We start from the raw sequence: 25171 nt of genomic DNA on the forward strand, positions 1-25171 counted from the left end.
AAGTGTATTTTGTATCTCTTTATTTTTCCATCTGGACAAAAGCCCCTAAACTGTCGAGAGTAAAGAAAAAAATGGGCGCTACATGAATAACTTTGCAATTGAACTTCAAAAAATTAATAAGAGCTTTGGGCCGGTTCGTGCCAACAAAGATATCGATTTAAAAGTTTCAAAGGGAACAATCCACGGAATTATTGGAGAAAATGGGGCTGGGAAATCAACCCTTATGTCAATTCTCTACGGTTTCTATCACGCAGACAGTGGCAATATTCTTATAGATGGGCAGAAGATATCTATTCGCGATTCAAATGCCGCTATAGCCGCAGGCATTGGCATGGTTCACCAACATTTCATGCTGGTCGAAAATTTCACAATTCTTGAAAATATCATCCTGGGCGCCGAAGGTGGTCAATTGCTCAATTCCGGCATTGCAAATGCTCGCAAGGAACTCAAGCGCTTAAGTGATGAATATGGTTTGGACGTTGATCCTGATGCTATAATTGAAGATGTGTCAATTGGCGTACAACAACGTGTTGAGATTTTAAAAACCCTTTATCGTGGTGCAGAAATCCTCATTCTAGATGAGCCAACAGGCGTTTTAACGCCTGCCGAAGCTGATCAATTATTTGAAATTTTGGAACTTTTGAAGCAACAAGGAAAAACCATCGTCCTCATCACGCATAAGCTGCGCGAGATCATGGCTGTAACAGACGATGTGTCGGTAATGCGGCAAGGTGAGATGGTAGCAACACGCTCAACCAAAGATACAAGTGTTGAAGAACTTGCTGAACTTATGGTCGGCAGACGCGTCCTTCTTCAAGTCGAAAAAAGCCCGGCTAATCCCAAAGATGTTATTCTGAAAGTTGAAAACCTCTATGTGCGGGATGATCGCGGCGTGCCGATGGTTAAAGATGTTTCCTTTGAGGTTCGCGCAGGAGAAATTGTTGGTATTGCGGGTGTTGCCGGCAACGGTCAATCCGAACTTGTGGAGTGTCTTACAGGTATCGAACATGCAGAATCGGGCGGTGTGATACTAAATGGATCACCAATTGGTGTGACGGGTGAAAGCACCCCATCTATGCTGCGTGATCGCGGAATGGCGCACGTACCAGAAGATCGACACCATATGGGATTGGTTCTTCCATTTGAAGAAGCGGAAAACTCCATCCTTGGTATTCATGAAAAACCTGAATTTAATAAAGGCTTGTTTCTGGATACTGATGGCATTCGCAAAAATGCGGATGAGAAAATTGAAAAATACGATATCAGACCGCCAAATAATCGTCTTAAAACGTCTAATTTTTCAGGTGGTAACCAGCAAAAAATCGTCCTGTCCCGCGAGATGGAAACCAATCCTGACGTGCTCATAGTTGGACAACCAACCCGCGGTGTTGATGTGGGTGCTATCGAGTTTATTCATAAGCGGATCATTGAAATGCGTGATGCAGGGAAAGCAATTTTGCTTATCTCTGTTGAGCTTGATGAGATCAGATCTCTGGCCGATAGGGTTTTAGTTATGTTTGACGGAAAAATTGTCGGTGAACGACCGCCAGAAACCGAAGAAGGTGCTTTTGGGCTTCTTATGGCAGGTGTGACAGAAGAAACATCAAATGTTTCAGGGGGGGCTGCACAATGAGCGCACCATATGCGAAATTGCCAAAATGGGTGGATTTTGGCCTGATCCCGCTAATCAATATTATGGTCGCCTTCATGCTATCTGGCCTTGTTGTTCTGCTTGCTGGCGAAAGCCCAGTAAAAGCGGCGGGCCTGTTGCTGCAGGGCGCATTTGGCTACGGCGAGGGTATTGGTTATACACTATTTTACGCAACAAGTTTTGTTTTTACAGGCCTTTCGGTCGCAATTGCAATTCACTGCGGTTTGTTCAATATCGGTAGTGAAGGCCAGGCCTATGTGGGCGGTATAGGTGTCGCACTTGCATGTTTGGCATTTGACTCAATTCTACCTTGGTATCTCGTCTTCCCACTTGCCATCATTGGGTCGGCGATCTTTGGTGCGCTGTGGGCCTTCATTCCCGCCTATCTTCAGGCAAAACGTGGCAGCCATATTGTGATCACAACGATCATGTTCAATTTTATTGCTGCGAGTTTGATGATCTATTTACTTGTTGACGTTCTCAAACCCGCAGGCTCAATGGCGCCACAAACACGGGGATTTGAAGAGGGTGGGCAACTACCGCGCCTTGACTGGCTGTTTGACCTATTTGGCGTTAAAACAGGTGCTGCACCCCTTAATGTTTCATTTTTACTCGCACTAGTGGCAGCATTCATTGTTTGGGTCATCGTTTGGCGTACACGGCTAGGGTATGAGATCAGAACAATGGGCTTTAGCCCATCTGCTGCGAAATATGCCGGTATTAACGAAGCCAAAGTTATCATCACAACTATGATGATTTCCGGTGGCCTTGCTGGCATGATGGCCCTTAATCCGATTATGGGTGATCAACATCAGATGCAGCTCGATTTTGTTGCCGGCGCTGGCTTTGTTGGCATTGCGGTTGCTCTTATGGGGCGCAATCATCCCGCAGGCATTATCCCCGCCGCAATCCTATTTGGTGTTTTGTATCAAGGTGGAGCAGAGATTTCTTTTGAAATGCCAAATATATCGCGAGATATGATTGTCATTATTCAAGGTTTGGTGATTCTGTTTGCAGGTGCACTTGAAAATATATTTAGGCCTTTCTTGAGTACAATATTTGCGAGAATACAAAGTTCTAAACCCAAAAAAGCGATGGAGGCTGGTCAGTAATATGGAATTCTTTGACACAATAATACTCGTTCTCCAATCGACTATTCGCTTGTCTGTACCACTAATTTTTGCGGCTCTGGCTGGGCTTTATTCAGAGCGCTCTGGTGTTTTTGATATCGGCCTTGAGGGTAAAATGCTCGCAGGTGCTTTTGCAGGTGCGGCGGTTGCAAGCGTGTTTGATTCAGCAATTTTAGGACTTATTGGCGCTGTACTCGTGGCTATGGCATTCGCATTAGTGCATGCATATGCTTCAATTACACAACGGGGCAATCAAATTATCTCTGGCGTTGCAATCAATTTTGTAGCCGCTGGTGCCACCGTAATCTTAGGTCAGGCGTGGTTCCGTCAAGGTGGACGTACGCCACCATTAAGCGCTGAAGGTAAATTCCAAGCTTTAGAGTTGCCATTTGCCGCTCAAGTCGCAGATGTGCCGATCTTAGGGCCTATTTACTCAGAACTTTTATCCGGACATTTTGGATTAACCTACCTTGCATTTGCCCTTGTTCCATTTACCTGGTGGGTCCTTTTCAGAACACGATTTGGCCTTCGCCTGCGCGCCGTTGGTGAAAACCCAGCAGCAGTTGATACTGCAGGTATCTCCGTTATCTGGCTCCGGTACCGAGCTGTTCTTTGTTGTGGTGCGCTATGCGGATTTGCTGGTGCCTATCTATCCATGGCGATCTCAGCAGGGTTTGGCAAAAACATGACAGCAGGGGCCGGATTCATCGCACTTGCGGCATTGATTTTTGCTAAATGGAAACCTGTCAATGTGATGCTTGCCTGCCTTCTGTTCGGTTTCTTAAATGCGATGGAAATCCGCTTGCAAGGAAAAGAACTGCCATTCATCGGTGAAATACCTATCCAATTTATGCAGGCGCTGCCTTATATTCTGACAGTGATCCTGCTTGCTGGCTTTATTGGCAAAGCTATTCCACCGAAAGCTGGGGGCGTTCCATATGTCAAAGAACGCTGATCAAACACATCAGCTTTTTTTGGAAGCAAAAGCTGCCAGCGACAAGTGCCATGCTCCCTATTCAAAATTTCCTGTTGGTGCGGCAATTCTTGCTGAAAATGGAAAAACCTACTCGGGTGCAAATATCGAAGTTGCATCATATCCGGAGGGTTGGTGCGCTGAAACCACCGCAATCGGCCATATGGTCATGGATGGACAGAGTAAAATTATCGAGGTTGCTGTCACGGCTAAGAACATGGATGAATGTACGCCGTGCGGGGGATGCCGACAACGGTTGGCTGAGTTTGGTTCTGCAGACACGAAAGTTCACCTTTGCGATCAAACCGGCGTAACTAAAACTGTTCTTCTTGGTGATTTGTTACCACTTGGATTTGTGTTGGAAAGTTAGATGAAATCTGCTGCTGCTTACATACAATCGAAACTTGGTGATTTAAAACCTGAATATGCCGTTATTTTGGGATCAGGGCTGGGCGCACTAACGGATTCTATTGAAGGTGCAATTTCAATTCCCTTTTCAGAAATCGATGGCTTTCCGCAAAGTGCTGTTTCCGGCCACAAGGGCGAGATTGTGGTGGGTCGCTTGGGGCAAACGCACGTACTTATGCTCTCTGGTCGCGTTCACTATTATGAACATGGTGATGCAGGTGCCATGCGGCCTGTTATAGAGGCCTTTCATGAACTGGGTATAGAAAAGCTTCTACTCACCAATGCAGCTGGGTCCGTAAAGCAGGATATGCCACCGGGATCGATCATGCAGATTAGTGATCACATTAATTTTTCTGGAAGTAATCCACTATTTGGCGAACCTAGCGACAAACGGTTTGTGGGCCTTAGCAACGCCTATGATGAAGAGCTCGCCGCACAGTTCCGGTCAGCTGCAAAAAAGGCCGATATAGACATTCATCAAGGTGTCTATATGTGGTTCTCGGGGCCAAGCTTCGAGACACCTGCTGAAATTAAAATGGCTAAGATCATTGGCGCTGATGCTGTGGGTATGTCCACGGTGCCGGAAGTTATTTTGGCACGGTTTTATGGCATGCGTGCAACCGCTGCATCTATTATTACCAATTATGCGGCTGGCATGACAGATGATGAACTTAGTCATCAGGAAACCAAAGATATGGCCCCTGTTGGCGGTGCAAAACTTGTGAAAATTCTGCACGCGATGCTCGCAGAATGAACGTCTAGCAAGATAGAGCATTGATATGGGACTTCTTCCGCAAGAACTTATCAGAAAAAAGCGTGATGGGCTTGTGCTCGACCGTAATGAAATTTCACAATTTGTTCAGGATGTAACCAACGGCAATTTTTCTGATAGTCAGGTTGCGGCCATGACGATGGCGATCTTTTTAAATGGAATGGATCGTGATGAAACAGTGGCATTGACCTCGGCCATGTGTAAATCCGGCGATGTCTTGAACTGGGCACATTTAGATGGCCCTGTCGTGGACAAACATTCAACGGGTGGCGTTGGAGATAACGTATCACTCATGCTTGCGCCTCTTGCGGCTGCATGTGGTCTTTATGTGCCCATGATATCCGGGCGGGGTTTGGGCCACACAGGCGGCACGCTTGATAAACTAGAAGCTATACCCGGATATAATGTGTCGCCCTCTCCTGAGTTGTTTAATAAAGTCGTCAAAGAGGTTGGGTGTGCCATCATTTCGGCGAGTAAAAACCTGACGCCCGCTGATAAGAAAATATACGCAATCAGAGATGTTTCGGCGACGGTGGAATCTGTTCCTCTTATTGTCGCCTCAATCTTATCAAAGAAGCTTGCCAGCGGGCTTGATGCGTTAATACTTGATGTTAAGTGCGGAAACGGTTCAACAACCTCAGATGTCGATGAGGCGAAGCTTCTTGCGCAAGAGTTGGTTGATGTCGCAAATGGGGCAGGACTTTCTACTAAAGCTGTCATCACAGATATGAACCAACCTCTTGCGAGCGCAATTGGCAATGCAATAGAGATCAATAACGCGATTGAATTCCTGAAAGGGTCAAAACAAGATGTACGCCTTCGCAAAGTGGTTTTGGAAATCACATCTTCAATGCTTGTGGCAGGCGGTTTGGCATCTAATAACGACGAAGCGCGGATCATAACGACTAAAAAGTTAGATGACGGCAGTGCTGCTGATATTTTCGGTAGGATGGTTCACGCTCTTGGCGGCCCCTCCGATATTATGGAGAAGACAAATTCAATCTTGCCAAAAGCGAATACCATTATACCCATCGTTGCTAAACAAGATGGCTGGATTAGCTACTATCAAACCAGAGAGTTGGGTATGGCTGTCGTGCGCATCGGTGGCGGACGTTCCAACCCTCAAGATGAGCTTGACTACTCTGTTGGTCTTTCAGACCTTCTAGCAATTGGCCAAAAAGTTTCGAAAGGTGATCAGATTGCATTGGCACATATCAACGACGACGATGGGAAGGCATTACAATTCGAAAAAGAAATATATACTGCGATCAGAATTGGTGACCAAGAGGTAGATCCCAAAAACCCAATTCTCAGTGAAATTACTGCGTCAGAATAAGTTGCGAATTCTCAACCCGAAAAGATGACAGCTTTGAGATGAAGCTCATGCCGATAAGCGTATCTGACAGTGAGTGATCTTTTAGGATAAATACATCAACATTTCTTACCCGTATTGGGCCAATTTCCATTGCATCCAGCCTTGCAAAAGCGGCAGGGGTCACGCCATTTGCTGTGTTCGCCTTATGACGAAAATCAGCTGATGAAAGATGGAGACCAAACGAACGCGCCGTCGATTCATTGATCGCAACATAGGTTGCACCAGTATCAATTAAACCGACGACAGTTCGCCCATTTGCCTTAAATGATGAAATATAGTGACCAGAACGATCTGCCTTTATCCTCACTTCGCGCTTGCCAGATGTATAATGTGATTGTTTCGATACAGGCGCTACCACAGATTGCGAATTTCGGTCGTCGGTGTGATTGCTCACATCGCCGGGTTGAACACTTAGTAGATCGCTTTTTTCCAGATATTGTGGCAAGAAGGCTAAAGCGAGAGCCAGTATTACAAATGGAAGGATTTTAACCGGCATTTCGACCTCATCAGATATTGATAAGGCAATCATCGCAAATTCGTTCTAAAATCCTGTAAAGGTTTGCACCCAACACCAATCAAAGTATGGTTCTGGTTAATGTTTTCTAAACGCTTTAATGAAGCAAAGCTCGCTTACAAATGACTGTTTAAAAATGTACCCAAGTCACCCACGACATGATCGATATATTCTTCGTCTCGATTATAAACCTCCCAAGGCTCCTTGGTGGTCGAGTTGTACTGTTCATCGATAATCAAAACAGTGTCCATGCCCATTTGCTTTGGAACAAAAAGATTTCGTGGCATATCTTCAAACATCACAGCTTCTTTAGGATCGATATCAAACTTCGACACGAACTGTTCGTAGGGTTTTTGAGCTGGCTTTGGTAGGAAATCTGCCGCCACAATATCAAAGATCCCCTCAAAGCAACCATCAATGCCTAGAGCTTTTGTCGTTCGTTCTGCATGAGGCACATCTCCATTGGTGAAGATAAGCTTTCGACCAGGCAAGGCTTCTATCGCCGTCCGAAGGCCCTCATCTTTCGAAACTGGTGAATAATCAATATCATGCACATCATCTAAAAAATGATGCGGGTCTATCTCGTGATTGATAATCAAACCCTGGAGGGTTGTTCCATGGTCATAATAATATTGCTTTTGTATCTTGCGCGCCTCATCGCGTGGGAGATCCAGAAGCTCCGATACATAAGACGTCATCTTAACATCTATTTGAGCAAAAAGATCACAACGTCGTGGGTAAAGCGTATTATCGAGATCAAAAATCCAAGTGCGAATATGGGATAGGTCTGATTGGGTCATATTTGCTTTATAGCGCAATTGCCTGAGTTTGAAACATCAAATTTTGGCCAGAACTTGCCTTCATCAAGTGACTTAGAATTTCATCCATGCTAACGCATCCACTATGGAAACTTGGGTCCTCATCACAATATCAGCGGCATTCTTACAGAATATCCGTTCTACACTGCAAAAACACCTGAAAGACAAGCTCGGTACGAGTGGTGCGACATTTGTTCGATTTGGTTTTGGCATACCGTTCGCCCTCGCATTTTTAGCTCTGTTTACTTATTTTGGCAGCTATCAGCTGCCATCACTGAATGCTGAATTTGCGTTTTGGGTTGTGATCGCAGCCATTGCGCAGATCATAGCTCAAGCACTGTTGGTGCACATGTTTTCGTTTCGAAATTTCGCGGTCGGGAGCGCTTATTCTCGCACAGAACCCATGCAAGCAGCTCTATTTGGTTTAATATTTCTCTCTGAGAAAGTGTCTTTTGCCGTACTTGGCGCCATTGCAATTAGTGTGTTTGGGGTGATGCTCATTTCTGTAGCAAGAACTGAAATCACCCCACGATCTTTGGTGATATCCATCTTTTCAAAAACATCACTTATTGGCCTTTCATCCGGCACGATATTCGGTGTTGCAGCTGTTGCCTATAGGGCTGCTTCTCTATCGTTAGCTCCATCATTGGATGAACCGAATTTCATTATCCAAGCTGCCGTCACTTTGTCGGTGGCAATTATTTTGCAATCAGTCATCATGATTACGTGGATCTACTTCAAAGATCGCGAGCAATTGCCCAAAATAAGAGCCGCATGGAAGATCTCTCTTATTGTTGGTTTTGTTGGCGCTAGTGCATCATTTGGATGGTTCATGGCGATGACACTACAACAGGCGGCAGTAGTGAAAGCACTTGCTCAAATCGAAATGATTTTCGCATTCATCTCATCAGCTTTCATTTTTAAAGAAAAAATAAATCGGTATGAAATTGCAGGATGCGCACTCATTGTATGCGGCATCCTTGCTTTGATTTTTGGAAGCTAAACGACTGCCTATTTAACGATAAGTGTACCAGCGCCATGTTCGGTAAAAATCTCTAACAATACGGCGTGAGGCACCTTACCATTGACAATCACGACACCTTCAACGCCTTCTTCAATCGCATGAATGCAGGTTTCTACTTTGGGGATCATGCCACCAGAAATCGTACCGTCAGCAATCATTGAGCGTGCTTGATTAACGGATAATTCTTTGATGACTTTGCCATCTTTATCCATTACGCCTTCAACATCCGTTAAAAATAACAGACGTTTTGCTCCCAGTGCTCCAGCAATACCGCCAGCGAATGTATCGGCATTGATATTGTAAGTCTGCCCCTTACGATCAGGCGCAACAGGCGCGATAACAGGAATAGTTGCTGATGTCGCCAAAATATCGATCATGGTCCGATCAACTTCATCAATCTCGCCGACAAATCCAAGATCAAGAATTTTCTCAATGTTTGAATCTGGATCAATTATTCGTTTTTCAGCTTTGCGGGCATAAACAAGATTTGCATCCTTACCACAAAGACCAATAGCACGTTCGCCTTCAGCATTAATCATTGCAACGATCTGCTTATTAATAGAACCAGCAAGAACCATCTCAACGATTTCGACGGTCGCTTGGTCTGTAACCCTTAAACCACCCTCAAAACGCGATTCTATGCCTAACTTCTTAAGCATGGCGCCTATTTGTGGACCGCCCCCGTGAATGACCACAGGATTAACACCGGACTGTTTGAGAAGTGCAATATCGCGGGCAAAAGCCTGTGCTAAGGAATTGTCACCCATAGCATTCCCACCATATTTCACAACAACAGACTTGCCTTCATAACGCTGCATATAAGGCAGAGCTTCAGATAAAAAGCGGGCCTTATTTTCACTGATGCTTGTGTCTGTCATCGACGTGGGTTCCTATTAATTAAAATACGTAAAGCAAAGCTAACACCGGGATATTCACGCATCAATATATGGAAATATCGGATTGTTCAATTATTTTACACAAGGCGTAAGATTACTCAGACGTTGCTTTGATAATTGCACGACGCAGCTCATCAAGGCCTTCACCTTTTTCAGATGATGTCGCGATAATTTCAGGATAGGCCGCGGGATGCTTGGCAATTTGCGCCAGCGTTTCAATCTTAAGCTTTTCTAGCTGAGTAACTTTGATTTTATCACCTTTTGTTAAAACAAGCTGATACGAGACAGCGGCCTTATCAAGAAGCTGCAGCACTTCCTCATCATTTTTCTTAATACCATGTCGTGAATCAATAAGCACATAAACGCGCTTTAATGTTGAACGCCCACGAAGATAGTCAAAAACAAGTGCCGTCCAGCGATCGACAACTGACTTAGGCGCTTTTGCATACCCATAACCGGGCATATCTACCAACGCTAATGGTGGAAGGTCTTCTTGTGTACCTTCATAACCTGAAGGCACAAAATAGTTGAGTTCTTGGGTACGGCCCGGCGTATTAGATGTACGTGCCAAGCCTTTAACGTTTACAAGCGCATTTATCAGCGATGATTTGCCGACATTTGAACGACCGGCAAATGCAATTTCTGCCGGACCTGCTGCTGGCAAAAACTTCATAGATGGAACTGAGAGTACAAACTCCCAAACCCGATCAAATGGAAATAGTTTTGCCATATTAAATCACTACTTGCCCCAACTGCCTACTTAGGCAGCTGGATCCTTTTTGCGGCTGAATAAGCTTTTTAGATTATCCCAAAGCTCGATCTTAACACCTTGACGTTTCATGATAACGCCTTGTTGGATAATCGAGAGAGAGTTGTTCCATGCCCAGTAAATCACAAGACCTGCAGGAAATGTTGCCAGCATGAATGTAAAGACAATCGGCATCCATGTGAAAATCATCGCTTGCGTAGGATCCGGCGGTGTTGGGTTCATACGCATTTGCAAGAACATTGTGATACCCATGATAAGTGGCCACACACCGATCGCGAGAATAAAGCCTATAACCGGAATAGCTGTTGGATCAAATGGCAGCAGACCAAATAGATTGAAAACTGTTGTTGGATCTGGGGCTGACAAATCCTGAATCCAACCAAAGAATGGCGCATGACGCATTTCAATGGAAACATAAAGAACTTTATAGAGCGCAAAGAACACAGGAATTTGCAGTAGAACAGGCCAACAGCCTGCAACGGGATTAACTTTCTCGGTCTTATAAAGCTGCATCATTGCTTGCTGAAGTGCTTGACGATCGTCGCCATGCTTCTTCTTCAACTCTTCCATCTGTGGCTGAACTTTCTTCATATTCGCCATAGATTTGTAAGACTTGTTAGCCAATGGGAAGAAGATCGCTTTCACCACGACAGTTGTTACCAAAATCGAAATACCAAAATTGCCAAATAGTTCGAAGAAGAAGTGCAATGCATGGAACATTGGTTTTGTAATAAAATAGAACCAACCCCAATCGATCATTAGATCAAATTGGTCAATGTTTTGCTCGTCCTGATACTTATTGATTTCTGGAACTGTTTTGGCACCAGCAAAGATATGTGTTTTAACACTTGCTGAATTATCAGACGTAATCACAATTGCATCAGAAAGATAATCCGTCTGATAGCTTGGCGTGCCGTTGGCAAAATAACCAAAACGTGGCTGGAACGCGCGACCTTGTTCTGGAACAAGCGCAGCAGCCCAATATTTATCGGTTATACCAAGCCAACCTGTTGCCGTCTTGGCAGGGCTGATAATGCCGTCATCTTCAACATCACCATAATCAATTTCTTGCAGGCCTTCTTCACCTAGGAAACCAAGCAAACCTTCGTGCAAAATATAGATACCAGTGGTTTGCGGTTTATAAAGACGCTTCACACGGCCATAGGGAGAAATGGAGACTTGAGTGCCAGAAGCATTTGTAATCGTGTCTTCAACTGTGAAAAGATACTTATCATCGACGCTGATCGTGCGATCAAAAATAAGGCCTGCGCCATTATCATAAGTCAATACGATCGGTGTAGTAGGCGTTAGATCTTTGCCAGACTTAACCGTCCACTCAGTTTCTGAGTTTGGCACAACACCTGAATTCTTTGGCGCAATATATCCGACTTCACTAAAATATCCGTTTTGGGACTCCGCCGGCGAAAATAGAACGACGTTCGGGCTGTTCTTATCAAGCTCTTCTCTATAATCTTTCAATATCAAATCATCAAAACGGGCACCCTTGAGATTAAGCGAGCCGGAAAGTGACGGTGTCTCAATAATAATGCGTTTATTTGTTGAAAGCGCATCCTGGCGGGATATTTTTTCGGATGCCGGAACGGATTGGTCACCCGGCAACTCAGTGGCAGCACCCGTGGTTGCTTGTGGCAAACTTGGATCGGTGGCAGTTGCTGTGCCATTTAGCTCCGCCGTCGCAGCTTCTTGCTCTTGTTGAGCAAGTGCTATTTGCCGCTCCTCTTCAAGCTTCGGATTGACATAAATAACCTGCCATCCAATTAGGATTAAAATCGAAAGGCCAATGGCGATAAAATAATTTCGATTGTTTTCCATTATAAATCCCTAACTCGCAATCTGTGCACTTTAGTTTGCTTTGCCGTGTTTTCGGCGTTGACCAGAGGTCGACTTATTATTGAAGCGCTGTTCTAGAGCATAGATAATGTCATTGAAGGGTGCATCCAATAGGTCTTTATGCCCCACAAGCACATAATCGTGCCCAGCCTGCATATATTTGTATGCGCAAAGCCGAACTGCTTCTTTCAAACGTCTGCGAATTCTGTTGCGTTTTACAGCATTTCCCTGACGTTTTGTAACGGTAAATCCAACGCGGGGGGTGTCCGCGTTGTTATCTTTTTTTAAAACTTCTAATAGAAAATATTTGCCACGTCGTTTTACTCCATTGCGCACAGCAAGGAACTCAACCCGTTTTTTTAGTCGACCAATATCTTTTGCGAGAAATTCTTGATCCATGTCTAGCCCTATTAAAGAGGCCTTAATAGCAGGATATCAAATCTTAAGCTGATAAACGCTTACGACCGTGCGAACGGCGAGCTGCTAGGACTTTACGTCCGCCTTTTGTTGCTAAACGGGAACGAAACCCGTGACGACGCTTGCGGACAAGCTTAGATGGTTGGTAAGTACGCTTAGTCATTTATTTAATTACCGCGGTGTGCGGCCCTTCTTAAGTTCTGTAATTTTATACAGGAGCGTTGTGAATGTCTAAGACCTGACGATTTTTATCGCCTAAACCTCGACGTGCGGCTTATAGCCATCAAATCCCTATAATGTCAACAAAAGTGCCGCTTTAAAGCTCGATTAGATGCTAATCAATCTTATAGGCTAAATTTACCCATGTTCTACCGTGGATTTGATAAAATATTAAATTGTCTGTTTTACCTATATTAATACACCTCACCAAAGCGTGAGTTGATCGTCAATATTGCTCACATATAGTTTGTCAAACGCGATTAAACGTCATTGGTAAGTGAACGCGGCAACATGTATCTCCTTGATCAACTACTCGGGATTATGCCTCGAGCATAGAAATGGCACGGAGATATGAAATGGAAATCAATTCAGTAATGGAAAATGCAGATCAGCATATAAAGAGTGAAAATTCTGAAAAGAAAAACACCTCAACACTTAAACGCTTTCTACCGCTTTTGGTTATAATTGCTGGTCTTGGTGCTGGTTATGCTGCTGGGTTACACGAATATCTCACCTTAGCTGCGCTTGCAGAGCAACGAGAAACATTGATCGGTTTTGTAAATGAAAATCTCATTCTAGCATCAGCAATCTACTTCCTTTTATATATAGCAGCTGTGGCATTTTCATTTCCTGCGGCTTCAATCCTGACTATATTCGGCGGCTTTCTATTCGGGTGGTTCCTTGGCGGCATATTAACAGCTGTTGCGGCAACAATAGGAGCAACAATCTTATTTAAGGCGTCACAGACCGCTTTTGGCGATTTCTTGCGTGATCGTGCTGGCCCATTTGCTGCTAAGCTTTCAGAAGGCTTTCAAAAGGATGCTTTCAGCTACTTACTGATCCTGCGCCTCGCTCCTGTGTTCCCATTCTTTGTAATGAATATTGTTCCGGCGTTGTTCAAAATTCCAACCAAAACATATGTCGCGGCGACGATATTGGGTATTTTGCCTGGAACATTTGCATATACATATCTTGGTCAAGGTGTTGATAGTGTGCTTCTATCAGCTTCCCAATCAGGCAGAGAAGCCTCAGTTTCCGATCTGGTAACACCGGAAATTACCATAGCTTTTGCAGCGCTTGCCATCGTCGCCACTATACCTTCTGTCATTCGTAGATTTCGCAATAAATAAGATCTAACGCCGAAACTGGTGCCAAGATAAAATTAAATATTCTAATAGGGGGAATATTCATGTCTAAAATTCTTACTCCGGACATCTGCGTCATAGGCGGAGGTTCAGGCGGGCTCACTGTCGCAGCAACCGCAGCAGCCTTTGGTGTCGATGTCGTCCTTCTTGAAAAAGGGAAAATGGGCGGTGATTGCCTAAACTACGGGTGCGTTCCATCCAAAGCCATCATCGCAGCAGGTAAACATGCCCGATCCATTATAGATGGCAAGAAATTCGGTGTCTTTGCTGACGATCCGAAAGTCGACTTTGAAAAAGTGAATGCGCATATCAAAGACGTGATAGCTGGCATTGCACCACACGATTCACCTGAACGCTTCCGCTCATTGGGCGTGAATGTAATCGAGGGTGAAGGTATCTTCATCGATGCCGATACAGTTCAAGTGGGTGACACTAAAATCAAAGCGCGGCGTTTTGTCATCTCAACAGGCTCATCGGCTTTCGTACCACCAATTCCTGGCATCCAAGATGTAGATTACCTGACAAATGAGAGCCTTTTTGAACAAACAGTTCGTCCTGAGCATCTCATTGTCATTGGCGGCGGCCCGATTGGCATGGAAATGGCGCAAGCACACCATCGTTTGGGTTCCAAAGTCACAGTTATCGAAGGTTTTAAAGCTCTTGGTAAAGATGACCCTGAAATGGCTGAGGTTGTTTTAAAACGTATTCGTGAAGAAGGTGTCGAGATTTTTGAGGGAACCAAAGTTGTTGGTCTTAAGAAGATTAAGTCTGGGATTTCGGTAAAAGTTGAAACTACCAATGGAGAGAGTGAAATCAAAGGTTCACACCTTCTCGTAGCAACCGGCCGCGCCGCGAACGTGCATGGTCTTGGTTTGGACGAAGCCGGTATTAAATTTGATCGCAGCGGAATTGAGGTCGCAAAAAACATGCGTACATCCAATAAACGCGTATATGCGATTGGTGATGTGGCAGGCGGCTTTCAGTTTACCCATGTCGCTGGCTATCATGCTGGACTTGTTATTCAAGAAATTCTGTTTCGCATTCCTGCAAAGGAAAATCGCGACATCATTCCGTGGGCAACATTTACGGAACCGGAACTTTCAAATGTTGGCCTTACCGAAGCACAAGCTCGTGAAAAACATGGCAATAACATTACTGTGCTTCGCTGGGAATATGCGGAGAATGATAGAGCACGTGCTGAACGAAAAACAGGGGGCCTGATTAAAATTATTGCTGATAAAAAAGGCCGTCTTATTGGTATCTCTATTGCTGGTGCAGGTGCAGGCGAGATGATCAACATGTGGGCGCTTGCTGTTACCAATAAGATGAAGCTTAGCCACGTACGCGGCTATATCCCGCCATATCCAACAATGTCGGAAATTGGCAAACGCGCTGTTGTTTCGCATTATGGACCAATCACCCGTAAGCCTCTCGTTAGATGGCTCATTGGATTTTTGCGGAAATTCGGTTGATAATGGGTGTAATTCTCTAACTTTTGGCGTAGATATTTCAAATGTCACATGAAAATTTAGAACTTAATAAAATTGAGCCTGCGAACGAATTTATGACGAAACCTATTCGTGGGCTCCAAACTAAATTGATTATCCTGACAATCATCTTTGTGATGATTGCTGAAGTTTTGGCTTTTGTTCCATCCGTAGCAAATACCCGATTGCGCTGGCTCAATGGTGTATTGGATACAGCCGCAGCGGCCAGTGTTGTTGTTGATGGCCAAGAATATATGCCTTTACCGGAAAAAATTCAGACCGAGGCTCTTATGGCCACTGGCACGAAGCGTATTGTTCTACGCAAAGATGGAGCATCTCGTATTGTTGCTTCCGTCGATATGCCACCGGAAATTTCGAACCATTACAATTTAAGCGAAACGGGTCCTGTTCAGGCAATCGTTGATGCTTTTGATACGCTTATCTTTGGTGGTGACCGAGTTATCCGCGTGACGGACCAAGTCGCTGATAATCGTGATATGCAGATAGAGTTGGTATTAAATGACACCCAGCTTCGCAATTCCATGTTAATTTATAGTCGAAATGTTCTGTTTATCTCGCTGGTCATTGCAGCAATAACAGCTGGCTTGCTGTTTTTCAGCCTTAACAGATTGATGATCCAACCTATTCGGCGCCTGACGCAGAGTATGCAGCAGTTTTCTGAACAGCCAGAAGATGCAACTCGTATTATTAAACCCGACAATGGAGATGATGAATTGTGGCTTGCCGAACAACACCTATCTGCAATGCAAACGCAATTACATAGCACGTTGCGGCAACAAAGACGCTTGGCAGATCTTGGTTTGGCTGTATCAAAGATCAATCATGATATGCGCAACATTCTAACGTCTGCTCAGCTCATCTCTGACCGTTTAGCCCTTGTTGATGACCCGATGGTCAAGCGCTTCGCACCCAAACTATTGAACTCAATTGATCGCGCTGTCAGCTACTCCAGCCATGTGATGAGCTATGGTCAAGCACAAGAGCCTAAACCAAAGCGACGTCTGGTGCAGCTACATGTCATTGCCGATGAACTTGGCGATGCGCTTGCTGGCGATATACAAGACGATGATATTGAATATGTGAACGAAGTTCCAGCAAACCTTGAGATAGAAGCCGATCATGAACAAATTTTTCGTGTGATCCACAATCTATCACGCAATGCCGTACAAGCCCTGAAGGCTGATGATGAAGCAGCGGTCGTGAAACGGGTTTGTGTTGGTGCTGTTTCAGAAGATCATGCTGTACGCATCTTTGTTGATGATACAGGACCTGGCATGCCGGCAAAGGCCAAAGAACATCTCTTCAAACCATTCAGAGGTTCAGCCCGCGCAGGCGGCACAGGTCTAGGCCTAGCGATTGCCAAAGAACTCATAGAAGCTCACGGTGGCACGATAACACTTACAGATAAAAGTAGCACTGGAACGCGCTTTGAAATCGTGATCCCAATGCAGGCATAAAAATAAGTCAAACGAAGGTATTTGGAACAATTTTCCAAAAACAATCATTCTTTTTCAAATTGAAGCTTGCAAATAAGATAATCAGGCATTAGGAGAAGCGCTTAGACGTTTACTATCGTCGAATACGCACCCGTAGCTCAGCTGGATAGAGTACTTGACTACGAATCAAGGGGTCGGGAGTTCGAATCTTCCCGGGTGCGCCATTTTTGTTTATATTTCATAATAAAAACATATGCTTGACTATATAACACTTAATATAAACCACCCTGTATCCACCTTTAGTTAAAGGCTGTACTCACCGATATTTTAATCCAATGGTGCTCCAAGGTTCAAATTTTCAATATTGTTTAGTAAATAGTGAACTGGCTACTTTATTCAGACTTGTAATTTTCTTTGCATAAAGAGTAGTAGAAGAAGGAAACGTTTCTAATTCTATTAGCATTTGTTTTTATTCAATTTTATCTAAAAACTCATTCATCCTTGTGTACCACCTTAGTAGTTTTTCTAGTTACAGGGTGGTAGGGACCCGCGTCAGATGGTTTTGGTAGGTTATAGGTAGGTACTGAGAACGCTTTTGGCTGAATATCTTCGGAGCGACAATCGGGTTGTCCTTCAGATATGATCATATCGATAATCTTTCTGCCCCAAACAATGCCTATTTGTGCGTCATCGCTCGAACTAGTTGGCCTTCGTCCTGTGTATATACCAAGAAAGCGATGACAAGTTGAAGCTTCTTTGGGAAAACGTGTAATCCCATCTTCGTTTTCATAGGAACCACTTGAGTAAATGTAGACCGGCGAACCCGACAAACCTTGCCTTATTGCGGTATCGATGGATAAAAAAGGAACTTGTTGGCTTTCTGTTAAATAAGGTTCGCTGGCTATAGTTCCGCGTTTCCATGTTGGCCAAGGTTCAACACCGAATGGGTAGCCAAGTATGAAGATATCACTTCCAACACGATATGCCATATCTCCAATTTCATCTTTTGAAGGCGAAACAAAGATTGGTGCACAATCAACGGGTGTTTCTCCGGTGATCGAAAACGGTATAACTGCGACATCAGCATTTATTGTAGGGTCTGAATGTACGAGCCAAATTGGTAGATTGCTTTCTCCATACAGAGGTACTCTAATCCATAACAGCTTTTCATCGACGAGTTTTTGATCTGTTGAATAACTTATACGCGAATAATATCGCACACCAATTAATGCTAGATTTGGTACACTGGCATCACTTCTAAGACATTTACCTGTCCACCTATGACGACCTGTAAGGTTGTGCCAAGCGGTCACAAAAAACTGTTCTTCACCCCTGTTAACGAAAAAGCCTGTTCCAACAGCAAGTTCAGTGTCATTGAAGAAAAGGCGAATTGGTGTGCTGGTTAGGCTTAGACGGTGAATAATCAATTGCCACTCCTATGAATTTCTTCAATTCGGTAAACTTATCTCGAAGTGTGTTAGAGGAAATTGCGAACGCAAATTTGCGGCGCTTGCTGTCGTTCTTCAGGGGTGAGTTAAAGTTCATCTTCCATCCTTTTTTGTCTCCTCATCAAGTCAATCCTCTCTGCTTCCGCCAAAAGTGATTTGAGGATAGATGCATGCCAAACTTTTCCTAGATCCGATTGTTCATTGATACGTCCGGAATAAATGCCAAGAAACTTCCAACGTTTTTGGCCTGGATTGGTATGTAAATGTACCCTACCATCATCACCTTTTACACGAATTGTGCTTACACGATGGGCGATTACAGGAGAACCCGATTGGCCTGGCCTAGTGCGGCAATCAATCAGAAACACTGGGTCTTCTTCAGATATAAGATCCATCTCTTGTGCAAGAAAACCGGTTGCCCATACAGGGAACTTTTGACGGGAAGTTATACCGAATGGAAATCCAATTACGCTTACTGTTTCAGCAGGCCCAATATCCAAGTCGGTATGATCTAAATCGGTCTCTAAGTAATATGGGTATTTAACAACGTCGGATCCCCAAGTTAAGTTCAGAGCAACTACATCCGCTTTGGTGCCCAGTTTCGGGTGTTCAATCCACCACGGAGATCCATCTTCACGAAACAATGGTAGCCGAGTACTAGTCCACCCGCCATCCTCTTTGTGAAAATTTACTACGATGGCGTTTGGTATTGCAGCCATGCGACTAAGACACTTTCTGGTGTCTTGATGGCAACCAGTTACGACATGGCGATTTGTTACCAAGCGCAGTGCGATGTTCTGTCATCGGCGATAAGAAAAGCAGTTCCGGATGATATTGGCTGTTCATTGAAATAGGTCTGAACATATAAAGATTTTCTTGTAGGAATATATGTGTGATATAATAAGTTAGTCTCATCGGTCATGTTGTCTCTTTTGACAATTAGGTTGATCTATTAATAAGTTATGATGCAATTCAATCAGGGAGAATACGATAAACCGAAGCCCTGGCAGGTTTAAGCTTTTTTGCAATCTCGGCAACACCCAATATTTGTTCTATCAGCGCTCGAATTGCAGAAGCGTGATTGCGAAAGCTCATCTCGCATCCAGATGTGGTTATTTTTCTAATGTAATAGGAAGCTTTGATAGCAAAAAATTTAATTCTGGAGTATTGTCATGTCTTTGAAATAACCGTTCAAAAAAATGTTTTCGTATTTTTTCGTATCTGAAAGAAGCAACTTCGCGATTAATTTGTATTGTTAGCTGATCCAATTCTTCCACAAAGATATATGCGAATGCTTGAGCAGAGCAACGTTCCAGATCTCTCCAAATTCCAAGAATATTAATTTGATTGTTATCTATATCCAACCCCAACTCTTCTTTGCACTCTCTAGAAGCTGCATTTTTTAGAACTCCTGAAAGCGATAAGTCGTTATTCTGGATGTCCTGAATTTCAACCCCACCTGAAAATGATGAGTGGCGAGTATTTGGATAGTAAGTCATTTTTTTGCTGCGTATGGTGATTAATGCACGGGTGTTCATTTCTTCATTTTTTTCGAGGATTAAACAACTTATCCCAAACTTACATGGCGCAATATCGCTATTAGGTTCGTGAGGTAGTCCGGCCTTACTCAATTGATTACGCAAAGTATCAAGGTTACGCTCGCTGATATTATTGTTTTCTGCAGACATACCCATTTTTACAGTATTTTGAACATCCAACGATTTGTAAAAGCGAACATGATGTCTGTAACTTAATGGTCTGAGACGCGCGGTATTGCTTGTGATTTGGTCGATCGAGATTTGATCGTGGTCATCATAAAGAATTGAGGACGTATCTACATTTGCCAAATCCAACATAAAACAATATTTGTCTGGCGTAGATTTTGTGTCTACAAGTGTATCGTCGCAAGAAATTTGGATATTATTCACAGTCGATGCATTAAGCATCAAGTGATATTGACCGCTCTCAATTTCGGTCAAGTTAGGGTAGGCTAAAACCCAGGGGGCAATTTTCATAGATAACGCTTTCCGAAACTATCCATTAACAACCACAGCATTGCGTAAGCTTCCTGAGTTATTGGGTATTGATCACGATCTTTCCAAACATCGGTAAGGATTAACTTCCGAAATTGATCTAAATTCATGGAACGATATTTTTCTAAGTCTGGAGCCTCATTAATTTCCCTTTCCTTCTGCGCTTCAAGGCGGAATTTTAATACTTCATCTAACGACTTTGGCGTATACCCATAGTAAAATAATTGTGGCTTACCCATTCTAGCATGCTCTCGCACCAATGCAGCAGGATAAAGGGAAACTTCTCCCTCACTTTGACGAAGATCAAAGTCTTTAGCGACTGCCTCATAGGCTTCATCATCAAAAAAGTTTTGCGCCTCTTTAGTTTGATTATCTCTGGGCCACAACGCAGCGCGACTACCTGTACAGTGCACACCAGAGTTGTTGTTAGCTGCATTTTTGGCAGTCCTGAGCTGTAACAATGGTCGAAGCAGTCCTTCGTCATCATGGCACAAAACGATAACTGATATGCCTAGTGTATTTGCTAACCTTGCTTCATTTAACGGTGGAAGAATAGGACCATACTTCTTTTGTAGCTGTTTCCGCAAACTTAAACTACCATTATCGTCAAATTTTGAAGGGATAACGTAATCTGGTATGAGGTTGGATTGGGCTTGTTGGCTATAGAGTGCTCGCTGAACATCGACGTCCCCCGTTGTTCGATCAACATTAAATAATCGTATTACATGGCCATTATCAAATATGTCTCGTTCCGCTGAAATAGCATGAAAACCTCTTTCAGCTACTTCACGCCATACTCGGTCTGAGTATCTGAATTTAAATTTGTCATCGAAAGCTCTTAGTCGAACGTTCCCTTTTTCTGACCATATAATCTCTTTGGAGTACGGAAGTGCTCCTAATTGGTCCCGAACTTTTTCGCCACGATAGAACTTACTCAAGTATTGAGGATCCCAATTAATGAACGCATTGCTATCCATTTCAGCCAAATCCGAAACTAGGTCACTTTTCTCATGATTTAAAAAATTGGAGCTAAAATACTTTGAAAACAAGTTACTCCCATTACTTGCCGATGCTTTAATAGAGGTGACCATCTGTTTTAAGGGTATTTCTAAATCACCAAATCCAACAGGAAGTGAAAAGCTAAAATCCATCGAACATTCTCCTCTACTTTATTAAAATCTGCCATCCTAAACTTTGCATCGTTAATGCATAAAATTGCAAGTAAAAGTTACAAAAAACTCCTTACTTATGACAATTTGAACTGTGTTAAGCGAAACATCAAATGTTTCAGCAATGGTTCTGTATGGCAGACCATTTATCTTAGCTTGATTGATCTTTGTTATCAGTTCTGTCTGTCATCAAATAATTATGGGCAGATGGTTTTTAAGTTATTGATTTTATTGGCGCCAGGAAAGAGGGAAGCAATTAATGGTTATAAGTATCTGATTTTATTGATCTTTACAAATATAACAGTGTACCAAAGCGTACCACTTTTTGAGAAGTACCTGCTTGTTAGTGAAGTTACTCTGGATAAAAGTCAGCTTTCGAACAAACGGTTCACCTCATCAGACCAACTGTCATTCAGTTCAAAGGTAATAGCAAGTTCTTTAGAACCGTCAACTCCATTAATCTCCGCCTCAATCGCATTGATAACAAACTGATCCAATTCATCTGGAAGTCTTTGTAGCTCAGCAATAGCGCCCTCCGCTTGGTTTTGCATCAAGTCTCTAAGTTTTTCCGCCTCTTCGGGGAGAATGCTAAAGCACAATCTTTCTTCAAGTTTAACGATTTCCGACAGGTTTTCAGCTAATAATAAGCATGCAGAGTGTATGGTATTTTCATTCCCTGAGACGCCTACTTCTCCCCAACCTACTTGCAATTTCTCCAAACACTTCATTATGGCAGGAACCATATGCTCCATTGGACTGATCTGTTCCCTAAACCACTGCAAAAGATTATCTTCGGTAACCGCACTGGTGAGCTTAAAAAGCGTACCCTCTCGTAAGTCAGCTAACCTATCAAATATTGGCTGGTTTAATTCTCTCAATAAAGCAGCCGATAGCGTGTGCTCCCAACCATCAGGTTTATCCCTCAGGGTCCGTCGGATTATCGGAGAATACTGTGCGAACTGACGGTATCTAGCGTCATCGATTTCGTACCGCAACAAGTCGCTTTTGTTACCTAGCTGAGATACCAAGTACTTTGAGAACACCGGAGCAATAATCCACCAGTGAATCGGTGTAATTGTTACGCTGAGGCCGGAGTAAAACTCCGCCACTGTTAGGCTATCCGTTTTATGGATGGAATTGGTGAAGATTGTGGATTTGTATTGTCGTGTTCGTCATGCTGTTTTGAGTTTAGGTATGAGCCGCCGTGAAGCGGCGCGTTTGTTTGGAATTGACCGGCGCACGGTCGATAAAATGTTGAAGTTTTCGATACCACCTGGTTATCGTCGTTCGAAGCCTGTTAAACGCCCAAAGCTTGATGCGTTTGTGGGCATCATTGATGCCATTCTTGAAGCGGACAAAATGGTTCCCAAGAAACAGAAACACACTTCAAAGCGTGTGTTTGAACGGCTGCGTGATGAGTATGGATTTAAAGGAGGCATCACGATTGTTAGCGATTATATCTGTGCTACCAAGCAACGGCAACGCGAGATGTTCGTACCGTTGCTCCATCATGCCTAGGCTGACTTTGGTGAAGCTCTTGCGGTGATTGGCGGAGTGGAACGCAAGGTCCACTTTCTGGTTATGGAGATGCCGCATTCGGATGCGTGTTTTCTAAAGGCGTATCCGGCGGAAACGACTGAGTCATTCTGCGATGCCCATGTGTCTGCCTTTGAGTTTTTTGGCGGCGTTCCAATCTCGATACTCTACGATAACACCAAGATCGCAGTGGCCAGTATTTTAGGTGATGGCAAACGTAAGAGAACTCGTGTGTTCTCAGAATTGGTGTCGCATTATTTGTTTACGGACAGATTTGGTCGTCCTGCAAAGGGCAACGATAAAGGCAAAGTTGAGGGCATGGTTGGCTATACCCGCCGTAACTTCATGGTTCCCAAACCGGTGTTTGCCAGCTTTGATGACCTCAATGCGTATCTGGAGAGCCAATGTCGCAAGCGGATGGAGGATATGCTTCGAGGCCACAAGGGGACGATTGGTGAACGGTTTGCAGCTGATGCTGAACAGTTACAGCCTTTGCCTGCGGTTCCTTATGATGCTTGTGATAAGCAATCGACACGGGTGAGTTCCCTGTCTCTGGTGCGCTATCGTGGCAATGATTATTCAGTGCCAACACAATACGGACATCAACAGGTTATTGTACGTGGCTATGTCCATGAGGTGGTGATTGCCTGCGGATCGGAAGTTATCGCCCGGCATCCACGGTCATGGGAGAAAGAAGATTACATCTTCGATCCGCTTCACTATCTGGCTTTAATTGAGCAAAAGACCAACGCTCTGGATCAGGCCGCGCCATTGGTCGGCTGGGAATTACCACAAAACTTCCTCGTCCTGCGTCGTTTGTTGGAAGCCCGTATGGGCAAAGGCGGCAAGCGTGAGTTCGTTCAGGTGCTGCGATTGCTGGAAACGTTCCAGATGATCGATGTGGAAGCCGGGGTTGAAAGTGCCCTGGAACGGGGGACCATCGGATTTGATGCAGTCAAACATCTGGTACTGTGCCGTATTGAAAGGCGCCCGCCACGATTGGATATGACAGTCTATCCATACTTGCCTAAAGCCCATGTTGCTGCCACATCAGCTGGTGATTATATGACGCTTCTGGCGGGAGGCAGGTCATGAGTAGTGTTACCAATGATACGCCGCAATTGTTGTTGGCCCATCATCTGAAGTCTCTGCGGTTACTGACATTCCTGCGCGAATATGACAAGGTTGCCAAACAGTGCGCGAGCGAGGGTGTTGATCACACCCGTTATCTGTTGAGGTTAACCGAGTTGGAATTGATTGACCGGGAACGTCGTATGGTTGAACGGCGCATCAAAGGTGCAAAGTTCCCGACCATCAAAAGCCTCGACAGTTTTGACTTCAAAGCCATGCCGAGCCTCAACAAGATGCAGCTCATGGAACTGGCTCGGTGTGACTTTATCAGTCGACAAGAGAACATCATCGCCGTTGGCAACTCTGGCACCGGCAAAAGCCATATTGCAATCGGATTGGGGTTAGCCGCCTGTCAGAAAGGGCTATCTGTTGGCTTCATTACAGCATCGGCATTGGTCCATGAGCTGCTGGAAGCCCGCGATGAAAAACGCCTGTTGCGTCTGCAGAAACAACTGGCCAAATACAGCCTGCTGATCATTGATGAATTGGGTTATGTGCCCTTGTCACCAACCGGCGCGGAACTGTTGTTTGAAGTCTTCTCCCAACGATACGAGCGAGGCTCTACCATCGTCACATCAAACCTGCCATTCGATGAATGGACCAGCACATTCGGATCAGAGCGTTTGACCGGTGCGCTCCTCGATCGGTTGACACACCATGTCCATATTCTGGAGATGAACGGTGATAGCTTTCGATTGAAGCAAAGCGCCCAGTCAAAAGAAACTTAACCATTCCTCTCATAATCCGGTTGGTCTCCAGGCCTACACTGCAAGTGGTGTACTTTTACTCCGGTCAATGGCGGGATTTTGCTCCGGTGTTGACAACGTTGTTTAGATGAAGGTTTGGTTGGCGGTGAAAGCTTTGCGGTTGATGCCAGTCTTATTCAAGCTGATGCCAACAAACAAAGGTCATTACCAGCAGATAAATGGAATATTGATAATTTGCCCA

Annotated in this window: 24 protein-coding genes, 1 tRNA gene and 1 pseudogene; 13 read left to right on the forward strand and 13 right to left on the reverse strand. The window is 44.2% G+C overall.

All coding sequences use genetic code 11. The features are described from left to right. Window positions 1-82 precede the first annotated feature (82 nt). From AB2J24_RS06125 to deoA, 6 genes are read left to right on the forward strand one after another with little or no spacing between them, the layout of a single operon-like run. The gene (locus tag AB2J24_RS06125; RefSeq protein ID WP_367384817.1) at window positions 83-1633 is read left to right on the forward strand and encodes an ABC transporter ATP-binding protein; all 1551 of its coding nucleotides are present in this window, start codon (window positions 83-85) and stop codon (window positions 1631-1633) included. After that, window positions 1630-2763: an ABC transporter permease gene (locus AB2J24_RS06130; RefSeq protein WP_162654521.1), complete on the forward strand. Its 1134-nt coding sequence runs from the start codon at window positions 1630-1632 to the stop codon at window positions 2761-2763. Before AB2J24_RS06125 ends, AB2J24_RS06130 begins: the two co-directional genes overlap by 4 nt. Window position 2764: 1 nt before the next feature. Continuing rightward, window positions 2765-3736: an ABC transporter permease gene (locus AB2J24_RS06135; RefSeq protein WP_367384818.1), complete on the forward strand. Its 972-nt coding sequence runs from the start codon at window positions 2765-2767 to the stop codon at window positions 3734-3736. After that, window positions 3720-4124, forward strand: coding sequence for a cytidine deaminase (cdd, locus tag AB2J24_RS06140; RefSeq protein ID WP_162654523.1), 405 nt, complete (start codon window positions 3720-3722; stop codon window positions 4122-4124). The genes AB2J24_RS06135 and cdd overlap by 17 nt, the downstream gene beginning before the upstream one ends. Further along, window positions 4125-4916, forward strand: a complete 792-nt coding sequence (locus AB2J24_RS06145; RefSeq protein WP_367384819.1) for a purine-nucleoside phosphorylase — start codon at window positions 4125-4127, stop codon at window positions 4914-4916. 25 nt (window positions 4917-4941) lie between these two features. Next, window positions 4942-6270: a thymidine phosphorylase gene (deoA, locus tag AB2J24_RS06150; protein WP_367384820.1), complete on the forward strand. Its 1329-nt coding sequence runs from the start codon at window positions 4942-4944 to the stop codon at window positions 6268-6270. Here the strand turns inward: deoA and AB2J24_RS06155 are convergent. Together AB2J24_RS06155 and AB2J24_RS06160 are read right to left on the reverse strand one after the other, a co-directional pair. Then, window positions 6254-6838 (reverse strand): retropepsin-like aspartic protease family protein, encoded by a 585-nt coding sequence (locus AB2J24_RS06155; RefSeq protein ID WP_367384821.1) that lies wholly within the window; start codon window positions 6836-6838, stop codon window positions 6254-6256. The genes deoA and AB2J24_RS06155 overlap by 17 nt on opposite strands. Before the next feature lie 101 nt (window positions 6839-6939). Further along, a complete protein-coding gene (locus tag AB2J24_RS06160; RefSeq protein ID WP_367384822.1) occupies window positions 6940-7623 on the reverse strand; it encodes a pyrimidine 5'-nucleotidase in 684 nt (227 codons plus the stop codon). A 103-nt stretch (window positions 7624-7726) separates the two neighbouring features. On the opposite strand from AB2J24_RS06160, the gene AB2J24_RS06165 reads away from it, so the two are divergent. Beyond that, the gene (locus AB2J24_RS06165; RefSeq protein ID WP_162654528.1) at window positions 7727-8644 is read left to right on the forward strand and encodes a DMT family transporter; all 918 of its coding nucleotides are present in this window, start codon (window positions 7727-7729) and stop codon (window positions 8642-8644) included. Between the two features lie 8 nt (window positions 8645-8652). On the opposite strand, the gene argB is transcribed toward AB2J24_RS06165, so the two are convergent. The 5 genes from argB to rpmH all read right to left on the reverse strand — a co-directional run bounded on the left by argB (window position 8653) and on the right by rpmH (window position 12761). After that, window positions 8653-9543 (reverse strand): acetylglutamate kinase, encoded by an 891-nt coding sequence (gene argB / locus AB2J24_RS06170; protein ID WP_162654529.1) that lies wholly within the window; start codon window positions 9541-9543, stop codon window positions 8653-8655. 112 nt (window positions 9544-9655) lie between these two features. After that, the gene (gene yihA / locus AB2J24_RS06175) at window positions 9656-10291 is read right to left on the reverse strand and encodes a ribosome biogenesis GTP-binding protein YihA/YsxC (protein ID WP_162654530.1); all 636 of its coding nucleotides are present in this window, start codon (window positions 10289-10291) and stop codon (window positions 9656-9658) included. 30 nt (window positions 10292-10321) lie between these two features. Beyond that, window positions 10322-12163 (reverse strand): membrane protein insertase YidC, encoded by a 1842-nt coding sequence (gene yidC / locus AB2J24_RS06180; RefSeq protein ID WP_367384823.1) that lies wholly within the window; start codon window positions 12161-12163, stop codon window positions 10322-10324. A 30-nt stretch (window positions 12164-12193) separates the two neighbouring features. Further along, entirely contained in the window at window positions 12194-12580 is a 387-nt protein-coding gene (gene rnpA / locus AB2J24_RS06185) for a ribonuclease P protein component (RefSeq protein WP_162654532.1), read from the reverse strand. A gap of 43 nt (window positions 12581-12623) precedes the next feature. Continuing rightward, window positions 12624-12761, reverse strand: coding sequence for a 50S ribosomal protein L34 (gene rpmH / locus AB2J24_RS06190; protein WP_162654533.1), 138 nt, complete (start codon window positions 12759-12761; stop codon window positions 12624-12626). A gap of 412 nt (window positions 12762-13173) precedes the next feature. Between rpmH and AB2J24_RS06195 the strand changes: the two genes are divergently transcribed. The 4 genes from AB2J24_RS06195 (at window position 13174) to AB2J24_RS06210 (ending at window position 17130) form a co-directional block, all read left to right on the forward strand. Next, a complete protein-coding gene (locus AB2J24_RS06195) occupies window positions 13174-13947 on the forward strand; it encodes a TVP38/TMEM64 family protein (RefSeq protein WP_367384824.1) in 774 nt (257 codons plus the stop codon). 59 nt (window positions 13948-14006) lie between these two features. Beyond that, window positions 14007-15434, forward strand: coding sequence for a dihydrolipoyl dehydrogenase family protein (locus AB2J24_RS06200; RefSeq protein WP_367384825.1), 1428 nt, complete (start codon window positions 14007-14009; stop codon window positions 15432-15434). A gap of 41 nt (window positions 15435-15475) precedes the next feature. After that, window positions 15476-16927 carry a sensor histidine kinase gene (locus tag AB2J24_RS06205; protein WP_367384826.1) on the forward strand — a complete coding sequence of 484 codons (1452 nt, stop codon included), beginning with the start codon at window positions 15476-15478 and terminating at the stop codon, window positions 16925-16927. A 126-nt stretch (window positions 16928-17053) separates the two neighbouring features. Beyond that, a tRNA-Arg gene (locus AB2J24_RS06210) sits at window positions 17054-17130 on the forward strand. A 267-nt stretch (window positions 17131-17397) separates the two neighbouring features. Here AB2J24_RS06210 and AB2J24_RS06215 read toward each other — a convergent pair. The 6 genes from AB2J24_RS06215 to AB2J24_RS06240 form a co-directional block, all read right to left on the reverse strand. Further along, window positions 17398-18333 carry a S1 family peptidase gene (locus AB2J24_RS06215; protein ID WP_367384827.1) on the reverse strand — a complete coding sequence of 312 codons (936 nt, stop codon included), beginning with the start codon at window positions 18331-18333 and terminating at the stop codon, window positions 17398-17400. Between the two features lie 107 nt (window positions 18334-18440). Continuing rightward, window positions 18441-19136 carry a trypsin-like peptidase domain-containing protein gene (locus AB2J24_RS06220; protein WP_367384828.1) on the reverse strand — a complete coding sequence of 232 codons (696 nt, stop codon included), beginning with the start codon at window positions 19134-19136 and terminating at the stop codon, window positions 18441-18443. Window positions 19137-19326: 190 nt separating this feature from the next. Further along, on the reverse strand, window positions 19327-19449 hold the full coding sequence (locus tag AB2J24_RS06225; protein ID WP_367384829.1) for a hypothetical protein: 123 nt from the start codon (window positions 19447-19449) through the stop codon (window positions 19327-19329). A 17-nt stretch (window positions 19450-19466) separates the two neighbouring features. Further along, on the reverse strand, window positions 19467-20369 hold the full coding sequence (locus tag AB2J24_RS06230) for a hypothetical protein (protein WP_367384830.1): 903 nt from the start codon (window positions 20367-20369) through the stop codon (window positions 19467-19469). After that, a complete protein-coding gene (locus tag AB2J24_RS06235; protein WP_367384831.1) occupies window positions 20366-21538 on the reverse strand; it encodes a hypothetical protein in 1173 nt (390 codons plus the stop codon). Before AB2J24_RS06235 ends, AB2J24_RS06230 begins: the two co-directional genes overlap by 4 nt. 386 nt (window positions 21539-21924) lie before the next feature. After that, entirely contained in the window at window positions 21925-22434 is a 510-nt protein-coding gene (locus AB2J24_RS06240; RefSeq protein WP_367384832.1) for a hypothetical protein, read from the reverse strand. 262 nt (window positions 22435-22696) lie between these two features. Between AB2J24_RS06240 and istA the strand changes: the two are divergent. Next, a pseudogene (istA, locus tag AB2J24_RS06245) lies at window positions 22697-24187 on the forward strand (IS21 family transposase). After that, a complete protein-coding gene (istB, locus tag AB2J24_RS06250; RefSeq protein ID WP_367384833.1) occupies window positions 24184-24951 on the forward strand; it encodes an IS21-like element helper ATPase IstB in 768 nt (255 codons plus the stop codon). The pseudogene istA and the gene istB overlap by 4 nt, the downstream one beginning before the upstream one ends. Window positions 24952-25171: the final 220 nt, after the last annotated feature.

The sequence above is a fragment of the Lentilitoribacter sp. EG35 genome (assembly GCF_040784015.1).
Lineage (GTDB): Bacteria > Pseudomonadota > Alphaproteobacteria > Rhizobiales > Rhizobiaceae > Lentilitoribacter.